Raw genomic sequence first — 20351 nt, forward strand, 5'->3', positions numbered from 1 at the left:
CCAACGCGTGTCATGCCCAGGGAGCGTACCCGCATCAAGATCGACTCGAAGTGGCGGCGTCCTGCCGCCCGTTGGTGGTGACCGGTGCGGCAGAGTGTGGCCCATGGCTACCTACGAGGCGATGTCGTTCCACCTGGAGACCGAGCGGCTGATCCTGCGGCCGTGGGCCGAGTCGGACGCGGCCGAGTTCAGCGCCCTCCTCTCCGAACGCGGCAAGGGGACACCCCCGGTCGAGCGCATACGGAAGTCCATCGGGGAGCTGCTCGCGGCGACGGAGGACACCGGGATCGCGCTGCTGCCCATCCAGCGCCGCGACGAGGGCGACTTCATCGGCTACTGCGGACTGATCATCGGCCGTACCACCCTGGAGGAGCCCGAGATCGCGTACGAGCTGTTCCAGCGCGTGCACGGGAACGGCTACGCCACCGAGGCGGCCCGTGCGGTGCTCGAGGCCGCGGCGGCGACCGGACGGAAGCGGCTCTGGTCGACCGTCGCGACGTGGAACACCGCGTCCCTCCGCGTCCTGGAGAAGCTCGGTTTCGAGCGGGACCACGTCTCCACGGAGGAGAGCGGCGAGGTGGCGTGGCTGACACGCAACCTGCCGTGACGCGGGTCCGGGACGGTCGCACACGGCGGTGACGCCGGCCGGAGCGTACGCTCGCCTCACCCGGACGGGAGAGGACGAGGAACGTGAGCGACGACGGGCAGGACCTGGCCGGGGCGCAGCGGGTGCACTGGCAGCACACCTACGGCGACCACCCGGGCATGTACGGCGAGGAGCCGTCCGCCCCGGCGGTCCACGCGGCCGCCGTCTTCCGTGCGGCCGGCGCCCGTGACGTCCTGGAACTCGGCGCCGGCCACGGGCGCGACGCCCTGTACCTCGCCCGTGAGGGGTTCACCGTCCGGGCGGCCGACTTCTCGGCCGTCGGTCTGGAGCAGCTGCGTGCCGCCGCCGTACGGCAGGGCGTCGACGGCCGTGTGACGACCGCGGTGCACGACGTCCGGGAACCGCTGCCGCTGCCGGACGGGTCGGTGGACGCGGTCTTCGCACACATGCTGCTGTGCATGGCGCTGTCCACGAAGGAGATCCACGCGCTGGTGGGCGAGGTGCGCCGCGTGCTGCGACCCGGCGGCGTCTTCGTCTACACGGTCCGGCACACCGGTGACGCCCACTACGGCGCCGGTACCGCGCACGGCGACGACATCTTCGAACACGGCGGATTCGCCGTGCACTTCTTCGACCGCCCCCTGGTCGACGCCCTCGCCGACGGCTGGACCCTGGACGAGGTCCACCCCTTCGAGGAGGGCGGCCTGCCCCGCCGTCTGTGGCGCGTCACCCAGACCCTGCCCGGCGAACGCGCCCAGCCGTAGCGGATTCGCGCGGCCGCGCGAATCCGCCCCACCGGCCCCTACAGGCCCGCCAGCAGACGCCCGGTGTAGCCCAGCATCACCGTCCAGAACAGGCCCGTGTAACCCCGCTCGCCGATCCTGGTGTTGAAGCGTCTGCCGAGGAACGTCGCCGCGAACATCAGCGGCAGACACGCCAGGGCGACGAGATAGTCCCCGCCCGTCAGCAGCGCGGCGTCCGTCCAGACGGCGGTCTTCGTGAGGTCCCCGACGAGCGAGGCCAGGGACAGCGCGCCCACGAGGTGGAGGCGGTCCAGGCCCAGTCCGCGGACCGCAAGTCCCTTGAGCGGGCCGGACGTACCGCTGAATCCGGACGTCGCCCCCGCGGCGAAGGCCAGCACCGGTGAGCCGGCCCGCCGCCAGCGGGTCAGGTCGAGCGTCTCCAGCAGGAACGCGACGGCGAACCCGACGATGACCGCGAGGGTCACCGCCTGCTCCGGAGCGGAGACCAGCAGCTTGGACCCCAGGAACGCCCCCGCGGCGACCAGCACGATCACGACGGCGGCCTTGCGGAACGGCAGGGTCGCCCGGTACGCGTACACCTTGACCAGGTTGTTGGCGCCGAGGAGAAGCGCCGCCAACGCCACCCCGGACTTCGTGCCGAGCACGAGCGCCAGCGTCGGCACGAGGATCAGACTGCCCCCGAACCCTGCCGAGGCGGACAGAACGAAGGCGGCGGCCACAGCCAGGAGGACGACCGGCAGCAGAAGCGGATCCATCGGCGCGCGCCCTACGGGACCGTCGACAGATCGATCCGGAACATCCCGCGGCCGTGCGTCACGCACACGAGCGACTCGTCCATCCAGAACAGATCGTCGACCGAGCAGTTGGTCGGCCCCTCGTTCGTCGGAGACCAGGTCGCCCCGGCGTCCTCACTGGCGAACAGACCGACTTCGGTGCCGCAGTAGAGCAGGTCCGTCCGCCGCGGATGCACCGCCAGGGCCCGGATCGGGGCGGGCGGCAGATCGTCGGCGAGACCGCTCCAGCCCGCGCCGCCGTCCGTGGTCACCCACAGGTTGCCGGACTCGTACCCGCCGAAGGTGACGTAGGCGGTGTCCGGGTCCGTCGGATGCACGGTGATGCCGGTGCAGTACCGCCGTGGTGCGAGGGGGCGCGGCCCCGTCGCCCCGACGCGCTGCCAGGCCGGCGTCGCCGCGGTGCCCTCGGTCGTACGGAACACCAGGCCGTCCTCGTGCCCCACCCACACCACGTCCGAGTCACCGCGCGCCACCGCGATCGCGCTGATCATCGAGCCGGCGTTGGGTTTGATCGCCGCCCACCTCGGCCCGTCCACGGTGGTGTTCGGCCGCTTGGCGTCGTTCGTCCGCCACAGGGACAGCCCGCCCGCGAGGATCCGGTTCTCGTCGTTCGGATCGAGTACGAACGGCGCGATGAAGAGCGCGTCCTTGTTCTTCGCGTCCGTGATGCGGAACGGCACCGGCTTCCAGTCCCACCGGCGACTCGCGAAGTTGAAGAACTGACCGCTGATGTAACGGTCGCCCTGCGTGTCGTCGCTCGTGGCGCCGTCGGTGTTGCGGTGGATGTTCAGGTAGACGTACTCGCCGTAGAAGACGTCCGGGTCGGTCGGGTCGGAGGCACACCAGCCGCCGTCACCGCCGAAGAACTCCCGCCAGTCCTGGGTACCGAGGGCGGGGTCGAAGGCGATCGAGCCGTTGTCCTGCGCACCGCCGATGATCTTCCCGCTGCCGGTGTGGCCCGCACCGGCGAAGAACTGCGTCACGCCGTAGTCGTTCACCAGCTCCGTCCAGCCGGCCACGAACGGAGGCTCCGGCTCGCTTCCGACGACCCTCAGGTCGTCCGCCCGGTACACGCCCCCGTCGTTGCCGAAGAACACCGTGTGGTTGGTGACCCCGTCGTAGTCGGGGTGCGAGACGATGGCGTGATGGTCGGCGTGGGCCGAGCCGGGGTCCCACCACGAGCTGATCTCGGCCAGCCGGTCGCCGCCGTCCGTACTGCGGTGCAGATCGATGCCGCCCACCAGCACCAGATCCGAGTCGGTCGGGTCGCCGGCCCAGATGGCGTTGTCGTACCAGCCCTGCTCGGCCAGATACTCCGACGGCAGGCCGTCGGGGGTGAGCGTCTTCCGTTTCGTGTAGGTCCTGCCGCCGTCCAGGGAGCGCCAGATCTGCCCGGTGGTCATCTGGACCGACGCGTAGACGATGTCCGGGTCCTTCGCCGCGTAGGCCAGCTCGACCCGGCCGCTCCACGGACCGCCGTCCGAGAGGTCCCAGGTGACACCGCCGTCACGGCTGAACCAGGCCGCGCCGTCCCGCAGCGCCCCGGCGACCGCCTTGGCGCTGTCCTGGGGATCGAACCTGACGTCCCCGAGCGGGACGTCCAGAACCTGCGTCCACTGCGCCCGCGCGGGATCGGTGCTGCGGAAGAGCCCGGTGGAGGTGGCCGCCAGGACGACCTTCCCCGACTGCGACACCGCGATCCGGCTCACGAACCGGAAGTCCGGCGTCTGGGTGGCCGCGAGCGGCGACCAGGTGACCGTGTCGGTCGTACGGAAGATGCCGTTGCCCCGGATGGCGTCGAGGTTCCGGAACGCCTCACCGGTTCCCACGTACATCGTGGACGGGTCGGACGGGTCCATCGTGATGCAGGCGCACGCGAGGTTCTCCAGGAAGTCGTCGACGGGCTCCCACCGGCCGCCGCCGTCCTCGGTGCGCCACACCCCGCCGCCGGCGCTCACGGCCCACAACCGGTCCGCGTCCGCCGGGTCGATCACGATGCCGCGGGTCCGCCCGCCGATGTTCCCGGGACCCAGCCACACCCAGTCGGTCAGCTGCATCCCGGCCGTCGGGGCAGGCCCCTCCCGGTGGCCGTTCGGACCGGTCGGCACGCCCGCGGTCAGCGGCGGGGCCGCACGGCTCAGCAGCGTCTCCGCCTGCATGTAGGCCGCGCCCAGGCCGTGCGGCCGGACACTGCCGTCGTCGCTGCGCTCCTGCTTGAGGCGGAAGAGCCCACGGGCGGTGGGCAGATCGGGGAAGTCGAGGCGGAGCAGAGCCCGCCGTACCGCGCCATCGGGCAGGGCCGCGAGCGTCTCGTTCGTCGTCCCGCGGGCCCGGCACAGCAACTGCACCTGCTCGACGCTGATGTCCTTCGCCCGGGCGACTTCTTCGTCCGAGATGGCCATGACGGCACCTCTGTTCGGGATGAGACGGTGCGGGGGTGCGGGGAGGCTACGGCGGAAGTCTGGGTGCCCGCCTCGGGGTCGTGCGGTCCAGTTCCACCTCCCACCTGCGCGCGCCGGTCCGGGGATCCGCGGCCCTCAGGACGACGGCCCCGGAGTCGGGACGGCGGACGAGCTCCACGCGGACACCACCCACCAGGCTCTCGTCCAGCACACCGGCGGGCCGCTCGTACGGGGGCGCCTCCGGTGGTACGCGGGGTGGTACCTCCGCAGCGGCGCCGTCGACGCTCGCCGGAAGCGCTTCCGCCTCCGGCAGCACCTCCACCCGGCCGGAGCGCGCCGGATCGACCCGGAGCGCTCCGTGCGCCTCGCGCCGGGACTCCTCCAGGACCTGAGCGCTCGGCGCGGCGCCGCCGCCGTAACGCGACCGGGCGACCCAGCGGAGCACCACGGCCTCGCCGTCCGGCTCGGTACGCAGGGTGAACTCGGGGGTGTCGTCGAGGGTGCAGCGGGCCCAGGGCGGCAGGGCGACCGGCTCCGACACCCAGCGGTCCGCACCGCTCGCGGCGTCGAGCACCACCACCACCAGCGCCGGCGCCCGCCCGATCCGCAGGGCCACCACCGAACCGGCGTGCAGAGCACACGGGCGCAGAGGGGGATCGCGGCGCCACAGCAGCGCGCCGGTCTCCAGGTCCAATGCCATCAGCGCACCTTCGTGGTCGTGCACGACGGCCTGCCGACCGTGCTCGTCGACCACACCACGCGGGACTCTCGTCATCCGGCCCCCAGGTGGGACTTCGCAGAACGCGGGATGTGGGATGCGGAATCATGGCCGCAGCGCGTTTTCATCGTCTCTCCGGACAGACGGCGCGGCAACCGGAACCGCCCTGCCCGCACGACAGTTGACGCATCCACAAACCGCCCGCCGCCGCCCCGGCCGACAGATCTCCGACTTTCGGGACGGAACCGCGCCGCCGGCCCTAGGCTGCCGCGGTATATGGAGCCTTACGCGAGTGCGCTCACGCACTGGGACGAATTCGATCGCACGGGCGATACCGGCCAACTGGTCCTGGCGGTGGACCTGTTACGCGTCGCGCACAAAGCGGCACGGACGCCCGAGGACGACTACCGCCGCGGACACGATCTCGGGCGGGCCCTGGGCCGGCTGTTCGCCCAGACCTACGACCTCGACCTCCTGCGGGAGTCGATCGACCTGCTGCGCGGTGGACTCCGCGAGGGGTCGACGCAGGACGGGCGCGCCTACAGTCTGGCGCACTCCCTGCAGAACTACGCGGTGATGACCGACGACCTGGCCGCCCTCGACGAGTCGATCGCCCTCATGCGCGAGGTGTCCGGCTGCGCGACGGTCGCGCAGGACGTACGGGCCCGTGTGCTCTCCGCGCTCGGCACGGCGCTGCAGGACCGCTACGAGCTGGCCTCGGACGCGGAGGCGCTGGCCGAGAGCGTGGTCAAGGGCCGGGAGTCGCTGGTGATCACCCCGGAGGATCACCCCCGCCGCGGGCCGCACCTGGCGCATCTCGGGCTCGCGCTCCGGATGACGTACGAGAGCACGGGGGACCCCGCGGCCCTGGAGGAGGCAGTCGAGGTCGGGCGGGCGGCCGTGCACGCCATCGACGACGACGTCCCGAGCAAGGACATCGAGATGGGCACCCTCAGCCTCGCGCTCCGGGTGCGGTACGAGGCCTACGGCGATCCGGCCGTCCTGGACGAGTCGATCCTCTGGCTCCGGCGCGCGATCGCCCACCTCCCCGAGGACCACGGCCGGCAGGCGCCCCACCACTCGAACCTCTCCCTCGCCCTGTGGACGCGGTACGAGCGCACGGGCGACCTCGCGGTCCTCACGGAAGCCGTCGACGCCGCCCGGACCGCCGTGGCCCGAACCGATCCCGCCTCCTCCGACCACCGCCTGTACAGCAACAACCTCGGGCTCGCCCTGTGGTCCCTGTACGAACGGGATCCCCTGTCGGGCGCCCTCGACGAGTCGATCGAGCATTTCCGCGCCGTCCTCGCCGCCACGGACGAGTCCAGGTCGTTCTTCCACCAGACCGCGTCGAATCTCGCGGTCGCGCTACGCGCCCGTTCCCTGCTGCGCGGTTCCACCGCCGACCTCCGGGACGCGATATCCGCGGGCGAGCTCGCCGACCGGGCGGCGGCCGCCACCCATGTCGACCGGCAGCGGTACCTGTCGCTGCTGGGCACGCTGCACCAGGACGGCTACCACCGCCACGCGGACCCGGCCCACCTGGAGGAGGCCGTCCTCCACTTCCGCGCCGCCGTCGCCGCCACCCCGCCGGACCACCCCGACCACGCCCTGTTCCAGCTGAACCTCGGGACGGCCCTCGTCGAGCAGTGGCGCGCGGGTCGCCCGACGGACGACAGCGGCCTCTCCGCCGCACGGGACATCCTCCACGAGGCGGCCGGTGCCCCGACGGCGCCGCCGCGGATCCGCGTCGCCGCCGCGCGGACCGCCGGTGACGCGGCTACGGAGGCCGGGGACTGGCCCGGCGCGGTCCGGAGCTACGCGGCCGGGGTGGCGCTCCTGCCCCGCGTCGCGCCGGGGCACCTCGACCTGGCCGACCGGGGCCGTGAACTCGGCCGGTTCCTCGGCCTCGCCTCCGACGCCGCGGCGTCGGCCTTCCACTGCGGCGACCCCGGCCGCGCCCTGCAACTCCTGGAGGACGGACGCGGGTTGCTGCTCGGGACCGTGCTCGACGACGTCCCGCTGCTCGCCGAACTGCGCCGGCACGAGCCCGAGCTGGCCGACGCCTTCGTCTGGACCCGCCACCGCCTGGACCGGGCCGGCCCGGAACCGGTGGGCATGCCCCGGCCGCAGGATCTCGACACCGACGACCGCCACGCCGCCGGTACCGAGTGGGACCTGCTGATCGAGCGGATCCGCGCGATCCCCGGCTTCGGCGGCTTCCTCGAACCGACGCCGGTCACCGAACTCGTCGACGGCATCGACGAGACACCCGTGATCGTCCTGAACACCAGCCGGCTGCGGTGCGACGCCGTCGTCCTCCGGCACGGTACGGCGGTCCACGTCCCGCTGCCGCTCCTTGAGCACACGACCGTACGGGAGCGGGCGGGCGACCTGCGACGGGCGATCGACGCCGTCGCCGACGATCCCGGCTTCGGGCGCACGGCGGCCGAACGCCGCTTCGGCGAGACCTTCGGCGAGGTCTGCCGCTGGCTGTTCCGGACCGTCGTGGAACCCGTGCTCGCCGTCTGCGGCCCCGTCGACCGCGTGCACTGGCTCCCCACCGGCGCCCTGACCGCGCTGCCCCTGCACGCCGCGGGCGAGCACGCCCCCGGCGACCTCCTGGACCGCGCGGTCTCCTCGTACACGGCGACGCTGCGCGCCCTCCGGGTCCCCGCCCCGACCGGGACGTCCCCGCAGAGCGTCCTGATCGTGAGCGGGGAGAACGATCTGCGCGCGGCCGAACGCGAGGCCGACGTGCTCGAAGACCTTCTCGGCGCGGACCACCAAGTGCTGCGCCCGGAGGCCGCCACGGTGCGTACGGTCATGGACGTACTCCCCACCTGCTCGACGGCGCACATCGCGCTCCACGGATACAGCGATCCCGACAACCCCCTCTCCGGCTGTCTGGAACTCGCCGACGGCGACCTCGACGTGCCGGCGATCTCCCGGCTCCGCCTGGCACCCCTGCGGCTGGCGTACCTGTCCGCCTGCGACACCGCGGCACCGGACGACGGCTGGTCGGACGAACCCGTCCACCTCGCCGCGGCGTTCCGCGCGGCAGGATGCCGGCACGTCATCGCCACGCTCTGGCCCGCCGAGGACGACAGCGCGGCGGAGATCGCCGTCGACTTCTACGCGGACGGCATCCCCGAGGATCCCGCCGCCGCCATCAACCGCGCACAGCGTCGCCGCAGGGCGGCCGCTGCCGCCTCACCGCTGTCGTGGGGACCGTTCGAGCACTGGGGGGTACGGGGATGAACGTCGTCGTCCGCGAGTTGGATCCGCACGCCGTCTCGACCGCTCTCGCCCGGCACGCGGCCGCGCTGGACCCGGACCTGCGGGTGGTGCCGGCGGACCGGCTCACCGTCCCCGTTCCGTTCTCGGCCGGGAAACCGGTCACCGTCCTCCACCTCGTCGGCTCCGACGACGGCCTCCGCGACCGACAGGGAGTCGTGCCGGCCGACGTCGTTCCCGCGGGTGTCTCACCGGAGATCGTCGTGCTCGACTCCTGCTACGTGCCGTCGCAGGCCGACACGGTCGCCGAGGCCGTGCCCGTGGTGATCGGGCTGCCGGGCCGCCTCGGACGCGTCACCGCCGACGCCTTCCTGGGGCAGTGGTACGCGGCGCTCGGTCAGGGGGCCGCGGCCGACGCGGCGTTCGAGGCCGCCTGCGACCGGATCGGGGCCGGTGACCTCCCGGAGCCGCTGCAGCCCCGGCTGCATCGGCAGGGCGAGGCGGGCACGGTCTTCCGCAGCGGCAGGAGCGCCGGCGCCGAGACGGTCACCGTGTGGTTCGGCACCAACCGGATCCGGCTCGACGACGGCGGGTTCGGCGACCGGGCCTCGTCCACGCTGCACCGGGGGAGCTGCACCGTCGAGGTCCCGGCTTCCGCGCCGGTCGGGGGACGGCCCCGGCGCCGCCTCGGGCGGGTCGACGGGCGACGCCGGCTGGAGTTCGTCGGCTCCCGGACGCTGGACCGCGAGGCGTATCTGACGGCGGTCTCGGACGCGCTGGACGACAGCCTGAACGACCGCAGGGCCGTGTTCGTCTACGTGCACGGCTACCGGACGACGTTCGACGAGGCCGCCGTCCGCGCCGCCCAACTCCACATGGACCTCAAGATCCCCGGGGTCACCGCGTTCTTCAGCTGGCCGTCGCGCGGCACGGCCCATGGCTACAGCGCCGACGAGGACGCCGTCCAGCTGAGCGAGCGTCACCTCTGCGAGTTCCTCCTCGACCTCTGCGCCAAGTCCTCGGCGAAGAAGGTGCACCTGCTCGCACACAGCATGGGCAGCCGGGCGGTGCTCCGGGTCGCGATGCGTGCCGCGGAGAACTCCTCGCGGACCCAGGGCATCGAGCTGGGCCAGCTGATCCTGGCCGCGCCGGACATCGACGGCGCGTTCTTCGCGTCCGAGGCGGACTCCTTCCGGCACATCGCCGAGGGAACGACGCTGTACACCTCGTCCCGCGACCTGGCGCTGCAGAGTTCGTCGATCGTGCACCGCGGCCCGCGAGCCGGCCAGGGCCCGTCGCTGCCGTGCACCGAGGCGATGCACGTGATCGACGCGGCCCCGATCGACGTCTCCCTGCTCGGCCACGGCTACTACGCCGCGGCCTTCCCCGTCCTCGGGGACATCCACTCCCTCATCTACGACCGGCACGACCCCTCCGCCCGCATGGCCCTGCGGAGCCTGGGCGAGGGCCGCTGGGGATTCCGCGAACTGAACTGACAGGACAGGGACAGGAGGTGCCGGCATGACGAACATGGACAGGCTGAAAGTGCTGTTCGAGGAGATCGGCGGATACCAGCAGGCGCTCGAGGACGAGATGACGATCCGTACCGCGGGGCCCGAGATCTACCGGCGGGTACTGGAGGTACAGATCCTGCTCCCGCCCGGCAACGCGCACATCTGGAACGACTTCCGCATGTGGATCGTGCAGAGCTGGGCGACCGCCCACCAGCGCGGCGGCGACGAGGAGGCCGAGCCGTGGCGCGTGTTCCTGGGCGAGATCACCGACCTTCTGGGGCCGGCACCCGACTGACGGGACGGAGGCGTCGTACCTTCCGCCGTCCTCCGCCCCCCGGGCGGGCCCCGGTCACTTCGGTGTCGGGGTCAGGACGACGAAGTCGGCGTCGGAGGGGTCGAGACAGACGGCGAGGCGGCCGACGTCCTCGGCGTCGTCCGGGCCCATCTGGACACTGCCGCCGTTCTCGCCGACCTTGGCGATCGCGGCGTCGCAGTCGACGACGTCGAAGACCGGGTGCCAGTACGGGCGGCCGTCCGTGAGGGCGAGGTTGTCCCGGGGGAGTTCCATGAGGCCGCCCTGCATGCGCTCCTGGGGCAGCCCGGCGGGGGTGATGAGGGTGTATGTGCCTCCGCCGCCGGGCATCTCCATGTCCGAGTACTGCCAGCCGAAGACACTGCCGTAGAACTCCCGGGCGGCCGCGGCGTCGGTCGTGTAGAGCTCCGTCCAGGACAGCGAGCCCGGCGCGTCCACCAGGTCGACGCCCTTGTTCGTGCCGGGCTGCCAGACGGCGAACTGGCCCCCCAGCGGGTCGCTGTACTGGGCCATGCGTCCCCACTCGTCCAGGTCCGTCGGCGCGACCCGCACGGTCCCGCCGCCGCGTTCCACCGCCTCGGTCGTGGCGTCCGCGTCGGTGACGCTGTAGTAGATCATCCAGGCCGAGCGGGCGCCCTTCTCGGTCAGCTTGCCCAGGCCGGCGACGATCTTGCCGTCCTTGCGGAACATGCCGCCTTCCATGTCCTCTCCGCCGCCGCTCATGGGCTCGTAGTCCCAGCCGAGGACGGCACCGTAGAAGGCCGCGGCGGCGGGGACGTCGGGTGCACCGAGGTCGAGCCAGCAGGGGGAACCGGGGACGAAGTCGGTGGTGATCATGGATATTCCCTTTCGCAGATCCCGTACGGGCCCAGGCTGCCACCGGCCACCGCGCTCCGCCCCTCGGGCACGCCCGGTCACGGCGGGAGTTCCGTCGTATGCGCTCCCGTGGACACTGCTCCGACGGGGCCCTCTAGGATGTCGGCCGCGCGTCGATGTCACAGGTGGTGACGTCAACGCGGCCCGTGAGCCGTCCAACGGGACGCGCCGGGGCAGCTGTTCCTATCGGGGGAGAAGTTCGGTGTTCGGAATCATCAGGCCATGCCGTCATCGCCTGGGCGAGAGCATGCGTGTCGAGTGGATGGCGCACCTGTGCGGCCTGTGCCTGGCTCTGCGCAGCGAGTACGGGCAGTTCGCGCGGGTGGCCACGAATTACGACGGCCTGATCGTCTCGGTGCTGACCGAAGCGCAGTCGGAGCGTGCCGGCGACTGGCGGCGGGGTGCCGGGCCGTGCCCGCTGCGCGGGATGCGGTCGGCGGACGTGGCGCAGGGCGAGGGCGCGCGGCTGGCGGCGACGGTGTCGCTGGTGCTGGCCGCGGCGAAGATACGTGATCACGTGGCCGACGGCGACGGCGTGGTGGCTCGCCGCCCGGTGGCGCTGGCGGCGGGCCGGATCGCCCGGGGCTGGGACCGTGCGGGCGCCGTGGGCGGCGAACGGCTCGGCTTCGACACGGCGGTGCTGCTCGACGCGGTGGGGCGCCAGCCGGAGATCGAGCGGTCGACCGGCATGGGCGGCTCGCTGCTGACGGTCACGGAGCCCACGGAGACGGCGACCGCAGCCGCCTTCGCGCACACCGCCGTGCTCGCGGGCCGCCCGGGCAACGCCGAACCGCTCGCGGAAGCCGGCCGGCTGTTCGGCCGGCTGGCGCATCTGCTGGACGCGGTCGAGGACCTGGACGCGGACGAGGCGTCGGGTGCGTGGAACCCGATCGCCGTGACCGGCGCGGACCGCGCCGAGGTGCGTCGGCTGTGCGACGACGCCGTCCACGGGATCCGACTCGCCCTGGCGGAGGCCGAGTTCGTCGACGGGAGTCTGGTACGGGCGCTTCTGGGCGGCGAGTTGGAGCGTGCCGTCGATCGGGTCTTCGACCCTCGGCACCGTCACCACCACCAGCAGCGCCGCCCGGCGCGGGGCCTGCGCGTGCTGCCCTGGCCGGGACGCCGTACGGCGACGGGAACGCCCCCGGCGACCGGCGAGGGCGCGGCCTGCGGCGTCGGGGCCCTCACGGGCGCGGCCCCGGCGGGCCCGGCGATGGCGTCGGGCAGGCCGCCGGAGGGACAGTGCCGACGGTGTCACGCGTGGGGCCGGCTGTGCGGCGATTGCAGGTTGTGCTACAACTGCTGCCGCTGCGACGACGACGCCGGCCAGGACGACGGCGAGCCCGTGCAGTTCGGTGACGGCAACCGCAACTCGGGTTCGAGCCGCGACGGTTCGGGCAGGGACGGCTCCGGTCGCGACGGCTCCGGGGGCGACGGCTGGTTCGGCGGCCAGGGCGGCGGCAACTCGAGCGGCTCGTCCGGCGGTTCGGGCGGCGGCTCGGGCGACGGCGGCTGCTGCAACCCCTGCAAGTGCTGCGACTGCTGCGACTGAACGAGCAATGAGCCGCCCCGGTCCCCGCAGGGGAACCGGGGCGGAGCTCACCGGACCGTGGCGTCCGGCAGGGCCGGTCGGCCGTCCTGTCTCAGCGGACCGTGCGGATCAGCTTCTTGTTGACGAACTCCTCGATACCGAAGCGGCCGAGCTCACGCCCGAAACCTGAACGCTTCACCCCGCCGAACGGTAGTTCGGCGCCCTCGGCCCCCACGCAGTTGACGAAGACCATGCCCGCGTCGAGCCGGTCGGCGACCCGCGCGGCCTGTGCGGCGTCGTTGGTGAAGACGTAGGAGCCCAGGCCGTACGGGGTGTCGTTGGAGACCTCGACCGCCTCGTCCTCGTCGCGCACCTTGAACACCATCGCGACGGGGCCGAACAGCTCCTCGCGGTACGTCACGCTGCTCCGCTCCACCCCGGTCAGCACGCCCACGGGGTAGTGCGCACCGTCGCGTTCGCCGGCGCTCGCCAGGCTCGCGCCCTCCGAGACCGCACGCGCGACCTGCTCCTCGAGTCGCTCCGCGGCAGCGACCGACGACAGCGGCGCCGCGCTCGCGGCCAGCATCTCGGCGGTGAACCGGGAGACGAAGCCGTCGTACAGGTCCTCGTGGACGATCATCCGCTTCGCCGCGTTGCAGGCCTGGCCGGTGTTCTCCATCCTGGCCGCGACCGCCGCCCGGACCGTGGCGTCGAGGTCGTCGGAGCCGAGCACGACGAACGGATCGGAGCCGCCGAGCTCCAGGACGACCTTCTTCAGGTGGCGGCCGGCGATCTCCGCGACGGCCGCGCCGGCGCGCTCGGAACCGGTGAGGGAGACGCCCTGGACGCGCGGGTCGGCGATGATCACCGCGACCTGGTCGTTGGTGGCGTAGACGTTGACGTAGGCGCCCTCGGGGAAGCCCGCGTCGAGGAAGAGCTGCTGCAGCAGCGCGGCCGAGTGGGGGCACTGCGGCGCGTGCTTGAGCACGACCGTGTTGCCGGTCGCGAGGTTGGGGGCGGCGAACCGGGCCACCTGGTAGAGGGGGAAGTTCCACGGCATGATCCCGAGCAGCGCGCCGACCGGCGTCCGCCGGATCAGCGCCGTGCCTTCGCCCTCGCCGAGCTGGATCGGCTCGTCGGCGAGGAACCTCTCGGCGTTGTCGGCGTAGTAGTCGTAGATGGCGGCGGAGAAGTCGACCTCTGCCTCCGCGTCCGAGAGCGGCTTGCCCATCTCCTCGACCATCGCCGCCGCGAGCTCGGCGCCGCGCTCACGGTGCAGTTCGGCGACCCGGCGCAGCAGCGCGGTGCGGTCCGCGACGGTCGAGGTCCGTCCCCAGGTGTCGTACGCCGCCGCGGCGGTGTCGACCGCGGCGGCGATCTCGGCGTCGGTCGCGGTCGGGTAGGTCTGCACCAGCTTCCCGGTGCTCGGGTCGGTCACGGCGTACTGGGTCACGTGTCTGTCTGCCTTTCGGGGCGGGTGTCCACGGCTGGATCAGTGTTCAGTAGTCACTCTCGTCGCACACGATCATCCCGCGAATGTTCCGCCCCCGACTCCTCGAGATTCCATGCCGGCCGCCTGCCTCACGAGCACGGCCCACGTATCCGGCCCGCCGAGTTCTGCTCGGCGGGCCGGATGTACTGCGAGGCGAGGTGAGGCGGTTCGAGTGCGGCTCGCGGGTCGCTCAGAGACCGTACTCACGGACGACGCGCCGGGTCTGGGCGAAGAGCATGCCGACATTGACCGTCTTGCGGCACACCACGACCGCGACCACGTCCTGCTGGTCGTTCATCCGGATGAACAGGTGGGTGAGGTTCTCGCTGTTCACCAGGATCTCCTGGAAGAAGTGGTTGTCGCTGGCGATCCCACGGCGCTCCTTGAAGACGTCCTCGATCATCACGACCGTGCGTCCCTGGAAGAGATCGAGCGTCGCGCCCGCGAGCAGGTCGAGCACCTCCGGCGGGTGGTTGTCGACGGTGTCGTACGACAGCAGCATTCCCGTGCCCATGTCGACGACGCCGGCCGCGACGCAGTCGGGCGCGTCGGCACGAAGCGTCTTGACCAGGCTCATCACCTGGTCGGAGAAGCTCCCGTTGATCCGTTTCGTGGTCATCGTCAGACTCCTTCGGGGGTTTGCTCGGTCAGGAGAGCGCCGATGCGGTCGAGCGTCGGCTGCGAGGCCCGGTGCAACTGGTCGACGTTCATGCCCTCGTCGCCCAGGATGATCATCAAAGCGGTGTCGCCGACCGCGTACACCGCGGCGCAGCCCTTGCTGCCGTAGGTGACCGTCTGACGCAGAGTGCCCCGGGCGCTCTCCAGCGCCGTGCGCCGGGCGAGGCCGAGTCCCGCCGCGGCAAGGGCGGCAAGTCCCTCAGGGTCGATGGTGTCACCGGTGTCGGCCGCGATGAGCAGCCCGTCCGCGGCGACGACCGCGGTGTCGGTGATGCCGGCCACCTCTTCGCGCAGCCCGCGCATCTCACGCGCGAGTGCTTCGTGGTTCATGTACTCAACTCTCCATTTACTGGTCACAGAACTCCGACTGGGCGGGCACGCGGCGGTCGCGGTCGGCAGACGGAAGGACCCTTGAGGGCTCGCCCCGCTCTACCGCGGGGAGAGGGCTTCGGTGATACCGCTGGTACCGGGAACCCGGCGAGGCAGCGCGGCGTGCGGTATCGGCTCGGGCGGCGCCGACTTGGGCCAGGGGCGGCGCACGACGGTGACCGGCGGCGGGGGCAGAGGGCGGCGGTGGCGTACGGCCACGTCGCCGGCGGGGACGCGGACCGGTATCGGCACGGGCCGGTCGGAGCACACCAGGTGGCCCTCGCCCAGCATCCGAGCGATCTCGACGGTGATGGTGTAGACCCCGCGCCCCAGACGGAAGGCCAGGTCGCGGGCGGTTCGACGGCCGTCGGCGTGCAGGAGGAGCTCTTCCTGGAGAGCACCGAGCCGGCCGAGGGGGCGGGTGGCGGGGACGGGGCGCTCACGGTCGGGGCGGGTGGGACGGGGCAGGGCGTCGAGCGCGGCGAGCTTGCGTTGCGCCTCCTGGAGGAGCCGGAGCGGCGACTCGCCGACCGTGACCGCGGCGGGCGGCGGGCCGGCGGCCGGGGCACGCTCGTAGCCGTCCACCCATCCCGCGGCGATGGCGAACACGGCGTCCTGTAACGCCATCACGCACAGCACACGCAACTCGGCGGCGCCGGCGAGGCCGCGGGCGACCAGGCCGGCGGCCGGCCAGCGTGACCCGCCGGACTCGCCCATCAAGGCGGCCCATTGCTCCCCGTCGACCCGGTCCGTGCGCAGCAGAAGGGCCTCGGGCCCCGGCGCCCCGGGGCTCTCGACGGCGACCACGAGTCCGTCGTTCAGATGGAAGACACCGCCGGGCGCGCCGAGCACCCGCAGCTCCCCGGTGAAGCGCTCGCGGCCGCTCTCGCGCAGGGCCTGAGCCAGAAGACCCAGGCTGACCTTGCCCAGGGCATCCCGAATGCCCGCCATCGCACCCCTTGGCATGTCGCACAAACGCCTGATGCGTCGCACTGAGGGGTGTAGATGTATCAGCCGAAAGGGTGATGCCGAACGGGATTGCCCCCAGTTGACTGTTATTGGCGGGACTTGTCAGGCCGCCCCGGACGGTGATCGTCATTTGGCGATCATTTGATCGTTCCGAGGCGCGTCCGGAGCGTCAGTCCGCGACGCGGACCGCGCGGGCGGGGCGGATCGCGGCCGCGCGGCGGGCCGGGCCCACGGTGGCCAGAAGGGAAGCGGCGAAGGTGGCCGCGGCCAGGCCGAGGATGCTGGTCCACTCGACCGGGAACCCGCCTTCGAGACCCTCGAACGCGGCGCTGTTGCGGTACATGAGCCAGGTCGTGAGGACGCCGAGGAGGGAGCCGAGCACGATGCCCTCCGCGGCGACGAAGGCGCTCTCCCAGAGGAAGGACCGCCGGACGGTCCGTGCGCGGAAGCCGAGGGCCCGCAGGATGCCGATGGTGCGCCGGCGCTCGCGTACGGCCCGGACCATGACGACTCCGAGGCCGGTGATGCCCACGCCGAGGCCCAGGGCGAGGAAGCCCTGCATGAGACGGAAGAAGGCGGTGCTGGAGTCGAACTGGTGGCGGATCTCGGAGGCGATCGGGGTGGCGACCAGGCTGGACGACAGCTGCTCGCCCTGCAGTTGGGTCGCGAGGGCGTCGGGGGAGGTTCCGGGGCGGGTGCTGACGAGGGCCGAGGCGTTCTGGGCCTGGGCGCCGAAGACCCGGCGCATGCTCTGCTCGCCCATGACGACGGGGTAGGTGGTGGAGGTGGCGCCGGTGCCCGGGTAGAAGACCATCCCGTTGCTGAGCACGCCGGCGATGACCTTCTGTTCGCTGCGGCCGGTACGCGGGTCGGTGACGGTCAGGGTGTCGCCGGGGTCGTAGTAGTCGCCGGCCGGGCCGCCGGTGCTCCCGAAGAACCCGTCGACGACGACGTACCGGGGATCGGTGGCGAGGGCGCGCCAGACGGCCGGGTCGTCCGCGAGTCCGCTCAGCCGTTCGCGGAACGTGATGCCGGTGATCGCGCCGTCCGGCACGCCCACGGCCGCGATGTCGAGCGGTCGAGTGCTGCGATGGCCGGGGTCGCTGGCGCGTCCGGTGGCGTTGAGCAGCGGTGTGACCGCGGAGATCCCGGCGGCCGAGGGGCCGTCCCGCAGTTCGGCGGCCAACCGGTCGCCCGCCACCTGGGGGTTGTAGTCGAGCCGCAGGGAGTAGCCGGCCGTGGCATCGGTGACGACCCCGTCGACGCCTGCCTTGAGGATGCCGGAGATCTCGGTCAGCAGCACGAGAACGAAGACGATCAGCGTGTACATCACGAGCGTGGCGCCCGTCCGGAACCGTTTCGCGAGCGGGTAGGCGACCGCGAGCCGCGCGGCCAGCCCCGACTCCGAGGGGCGCTCCAGCAGCCGTCGCACCGGGCGGAGCAGCGTCCTCTGGTTGTTGCCGATCAGGACCACCGCGGAGAACGCGGCCAGGGCTCCCTGGATGACGTACACGGACATGGAAGGAGTGTCGAAGATCCCGGGGCGTACGACCGGTGCCAGCAGTGTCCAGGCGAGCACGGCGCCCGCGACGAGCGTGGTGGCGGCGTGCCGGGGCATGACGCGCGTCAGGGCGGGGGTGGCGAACGCGACGGCCAGCGCCGGCATGAGGTACGTGGCGTCGGCCTGGCTGCGGGCCACCGCGGGGACCGCCGCGAGTGCGAACAGGACCGACAGGACGCTGCACACGACGAGCAGCCTGCGACGCGGGCGGTCTCCCGGAGCCGCGGGCACGTCCCGGATGGCGGCGATGATGTTGAACCTGCTGATCCGCATGCTCGTCCCGAGGATCGCCGCGAAGGCGATGAGCAGGCCCATCGCCGTCCCGTTCAGGATGCTGGTGGGCGTGACGTCGAAGGCGATCCGGATGCTGCTGCCGCCGACCGACCAGCCTTGGAAGATCTCCGCGGCGACGACGGCGACGCCCCAGCCGACGGCGACCCCGATGGCCACCCCGGGCAGGGCGGACAGCAAGGCGTACGAGGCCCCTTCGAGCGTGAAGGATCCCACCAGGCGCGAGCGTGTCATGCCGATCGCCCGCACCATGCCCATCTGCGCCTTCCGCTCCTCGCCCAGCATGACGAAGATGTTCACCAGGAGCAGGGCGCCCGCGATGATGCTGAAGCTGCCGATCATCAGGAACAGCGCGCCGAGCGAGTCCCCGGCCTGCTTGGCGTCCCGGAGGACCGTCTGCTTGGGCGTGTCGATCGTCGCCTGGCCGGCGAGCGGCCCCAGGACCTGGCGGATGTCCGCGGTCACCTGCGCGGTGAGGGCGTTGCCGCCCTCGACTCCGCCGCGGTTGGACACGAGGACGACCGTGCGCGGCTCCGTCCCGGCGGCCCGCGCCGCGGCGTCCAGGGTCCCCGGCGCCAGGAACGCGTCCCGGTTCAGCCTGCCGCCCAGGCCCACGCCGGCCAGGCCCTGTTCCGGCACCACGCGTTCCACCCGGTACGTGTGCGGGGCTCCGAACAGGTACAGCGTGACCGGCTCCCCGGCTCCCACGCGCAGGGACTGCGCCAGGGGCGTGTTGATCACGACCTGGCCGGGCTTCGGGTTCGGTCCCGCGAGACCGGAGTCCCCGCCCGGTGCGCCGAATCGGGACGCCTCGCCGAAGTCCAACTGCCAGGCCAGGACGCGTGGTTCGGCGACCGTGCGCCCGTCGGGGCGGCTGACGCCCGACGCCTGGGTGGCCCGGGCGTCCAGTACGCCGTCGACGTCGGGATCGCCCGACAGGGCGCTGAGTCGTTCGGCGACCGTGCGCCCGGCCGGACCGGGCGGCGCGATGACGCGCTCGTCCACCGGGCCCAGGGTCCGGTACGCCTCCTGGCGCACCGAGAAGTTCAAAGTGTCACCGACGACCAGCGCCCCGATGATGATGGCCGTGCCGAGGACCGACCCGCCGATCACCAGCGCGGCCTCCGTGCGCCGGCGGGCGAGCTGCCGGAAGGCCAGACGGCGCGACACGGGCTGCCGCGCGGCGACCAGTACCAGGAGCGCGAGGACCAGCGCGAGGGCGAGGAGCAGCGGGGCCAGGAGGTTCGGATACATCATCGGCCCCGGGACAAGCCGGTGATCGGGTCCGGGGTCGGGACGTGCTGGTGGAGGTCGTCGACCAGCCGCCCGTCGCGCATCCGGATCAGTCGGGGGACACGTGCGCCGATGGCACTGTCGTGGGTGACCAGGACGATCGTCTGGCCTTCCTCCCGGTTGAGTTCGCACAGCAGGTCCATCACCTGTTCGGCCATGGCGCTGTCGAGGTTTCCGGTCGGTTCGTCCGCCCACACGATGGCCGGCCGGCCGGCGAGGGCACGGGCGATGGTCACGCGCTGCTGCTCGCCGCCGGACATCTCACTGGGGCGGTGATCGACCCGGTGGGCGAGACCGACCCGGTCCAGCATCGCCAGGGCCCTGTGCCGCGCCTCGCGCGGCCGGTCGCCCACGAGCAGCAGGGGGAGTTCGACGTTCTCCACCGCGGAGAAGACCGGGATGAGGTTGAACGACTGGAACACGAAGCCCATGGAGCGGGCGCGGTGCTCCGTCCGCGCGGCGTCCGACATCGCGAACAGGTCGTGGCCGTCGATCTCCACTGTGCCGCCGTCGATGTCGTCCAGACCGGAGAGGCAATTGAGCAGCGTGGTCTTCCCGGACCCGGACGGGCCCATGACGCCCACCATCTCTCCGTGGCGCACGACGAGGTCCAGGTCGAGCAGCGCGGTGACCGCCACGGAGCCCGTCCGGTAGATCTTGCGCACTCCGGTGGCGACGAGGAGCGGCTGGTCGCTATCCATGCCTTCCATTCGAGACCCTGGAGCGGACCGCCGGCTACCGCCACTCAGTCCCGGACGGGGGCCGGTCGGCCCTGTGCGCGGTGACCCGATCGGGGCACGGTCGGGGTGTGCGGCCCGACCGGGGGCAGGGACGCCCTGGCGTGCGCGGTACGGCCGCCAGGAGCGTGAGTGGCATGACGTTCCGGAACGTCAACGGGATGAACGGATGGGGCTGGTTCGCCATGTCGGTGGGGATGGTCCT

Annotated in this window: 16 protein-coding genes; 6 read left to right on the plus strand and 10 right to left on the minus strand. The window is 72.3% G+C overall.

The window, feature by feature from the left end; translation table 11 throughout:
• Nucleotides 1–103 precede the first annotated feature (103 nt).
• A complete protein-coding gene (locus ABZO31_RS31195) occupies nucleotides 104–607 on the plus strand; it encodes a GNAT family N-acetyltransferase (RefSeq protein ID WP_406864680.1) in 504 nt (167 codons plus the stop codon).
• 83 nt (nucleotides 608–690) lie between these two features.
• Nucleotides 691–1371, plus strand: a complete 681-nt coding sequence (locus tag ABZO31_RS31200; RefSeq protein WP_406864681.1) for a class I SAM-dependent methyltransferase — start codon at nucleotides 691–693, stop codon at nucleotides 1369–1371.
• A gap of 38 nt (nucleotides 1372–1409) precedes the next feature.
• Here ABZO31_RS31200 and ABZO31_RS31205 read toward each other — a convergent pair whose 3' ends face one another.
• Genes ABZO31_RS31205 through ABZO31_RS31215 form a run of 3 tightly spaced genes read right to left on the minus strand, consistent with a single transcriptional unit; the run spans nucleotide 1410 to nucleotide 5342 of the window.
• On the minus strand, nucleotides 1410–2126 hold the full coding sequence (locus tag ABZO31_RS31205; protein ID WP_406864682.1) for a TSUP family transporter: 717 nt from the start codon (nucleotides 2124–2126) through the stop codon (nucleotides 1410–1412).
• Nucleotides 2127–2137: 11 nt separating this feature from the next.
• Complete coding sequence (locus tag ABZO31_RS31210) at nucleotides 2138–4567, minus strand: WD40/YVTN/BNR-like repeat-containing protein (RefSeq protein ID WP_406864683.1); 2430 nt, start codon at nucleotides 4565–4567, stop codon at nucleotides 2138–2140.
• A gap of 46 nt (nucleotides 4568–4613) precedes the next feature.
• On the minus strand, nucleotides 4614–5342 hold the full coding sequence (locus ABZO31_RS31215; protein ID WP_406864684.1) for a hypothetical protein: 729 nt from the start codon (nucleotides 5340–5342) through the stop codon (nucleotides 4614–4616).
• Between the two features lie 297 nt (nucleotides 5343–5639).
• Here ABZO31_RS31215 and ABZO31_RS31220 point away from each other — a divergent pair, with 297 nt between their 5' ends.
• From ABZO31_RS31220 to ABZO31_RS31230, 3 genes are read left to right on the plus strand one after another with little or no spacing between them, the layout of a single operon-like run.
• Nucleotides 5640–8546 carry a CHAT domain-containing protein gene (locus ABZO31_RS31220; protein WP_406864685.1) on the plus strand — a complete coding sequence of 969 codons (2907 nt, stop codon included), beginning with the start codon at nucleotides 5640–5642 and terminating at the stop codon, nucleotides 8544–8546.
• Nucleotides 8543–10018, plus strand: a complete 1476-nt coding sequence (locus tag ABZO31_RS31225) for an alpha/beta hydrolase (RefSeq protein WP_406864686.1) — start codon at nucleotides 8543–8545, stop codon at nucleotides 10016–10018. Before ABZO31_RS31220 ends, ABZO31_RS31225 begins: the two co-directional genes overlap by 4 nt.
• Nucleotides 10019–10043: 25 nt before the next feature.
• Nucleotides 10044–10331, plus strand: a complete 288-nt coding sequence (locus ABZO31_RS31230; protein ID WP_406864687.1) for a hypothetical protein — start codon at nucleotides 10044–10046, stop codon at nucleotides 10329–10331.
• A 54-nt stretch (nucleotides 10332–10385) separates the two neighbouring features.
• Here ABZO31_RS31230 and ABZO31_RS31235 read toward each other — a convergent pair whose 3' ends face one another.
• Nucleotides 10386–11186 carry a VOC family protein gene (locus tag ABZO31_RS31235; RefSeq protein WP_406864688.1) on the minus strand — a complete coding sequence of 267 codons (801 nt, stop codon included), beginning with the start codon at nucleotides 11184–11186 and terminating at the stop codon, nucleotides 10386–10388.
• Nucleotides 11187–11472: 286 nt separating this feature from the next.
• Here ABZO31_RS31235 and ABZO31_RS31240 point away from each other — a divergent pair, with 286 nt between their 5' ends.
• Nucleotides 11473–12777, plus strand: a complete 1305-nt coding sequence (locus ABZO31_RS31240) for a DUF5685 family protein (RefSeq protein WP_406864689.1) — start codon at nucleotides 11473–11475, stop codon at nucleotides 12775–12777.
• 91 nt (nucleotides 12778–12868) lie between these two features.
• On the opposite strand, the gene ABZO31_RS31245 is transcribed toward ABZO31_RS31240, so the two are convergent.
• From ABZO31_RS31245 to ABZO31_RS31270, 6 genes are all read right to left on the minus strand, one after another.
• On the minus strand, nucleotides 12869–14209 hold the full coding sequence (locus ABZO31_RS31245) for an NAD-dependent succinate-semialdehyde dehydrogenase (RefSeq protein ID WP_406864690.1): 1341 nt from the start codon (nucleotides 14207–14209) through the stop codon (nucleotides 12869–12871).
• A 229-nt stretch (nucleotides 14210–14438) separates the two neighbouring features.
• Nucleotides 14439–14867, minus strand: coding sequence for a hypothetical protein (locus ABZO31_RS31250; RefSeq protein WP_406864691.1), 429 nt, complete (start codon nucleotides 14865–14867; stop codon nucleotides 14439–14441).
• A 2-nt stretch (nucleotides 14868–14869) separates the two neighbouring features.
• The gene (locus ABZO31_RS31255; RefSeq protein ID WP_406864692.1) at nucleotides 14870–15256 is read right to left on the minus strand and encodes a roadblock/LC7 domain-containing protein; all 387 of its coding nucleotides are present in this window, start codon (nucleotides 15254–15256) and stop codon (nucleotides 14870–14872) included.
• 99 nt (nucleotides 15257–15355) lie between these two features.
• Nucleotides 15356–16246 (minus strand): MarR family transcriptional regulator, encoded by an 891-nt coding sequence (locus ABZO31_RS31260; RefSeq protein ID WP_406864693.1) that lies wholly within the window; start codon nucleotides 16244–16246, stop codon nucleotides 15356–15358.
• Nucleotides 16247–16433: 187 nt separating this feature from the next.
• The gene (locus ABZO31_RS31265; protein ID WP_406864694.1) at nucleotides 16434–19373 is read right to left on the minus strand and encodes an ABC transporter permease; all 2940 of its coding nucleotides are present in this window, start codon (nucleotides 19371–19373) and stop codon (nucleotides 16434–16436) included.
• A complete protein-coding gene (locus ABZO31_RS31270) occupies nucleotides 19370–20110 on the minus strand; it encodes an ABC transporter ATP-binding protein (protein ID WP_406864695.1) in 741 nt (246 codons plus the stop codon). The genes ABZO31_RS31265 and ABZO31_RS31270 overlap by 4 nt, the downstream gene beginning before the upstream one ends.
• Between the last annotated feature and the right edge of the window lie 241 nt (nucleotides 20111–20351).

Source organism: Streptomyces solicamelliae, from assembly GCF_045348655.1.
GTDB classification, from domain to species: domain Bacteria; phylum Actinomycetota; class Actinomycetes; order Streptomycetales; family Streptomycetaceae; genus Streptomyces; species Streptomyces solicamelliae.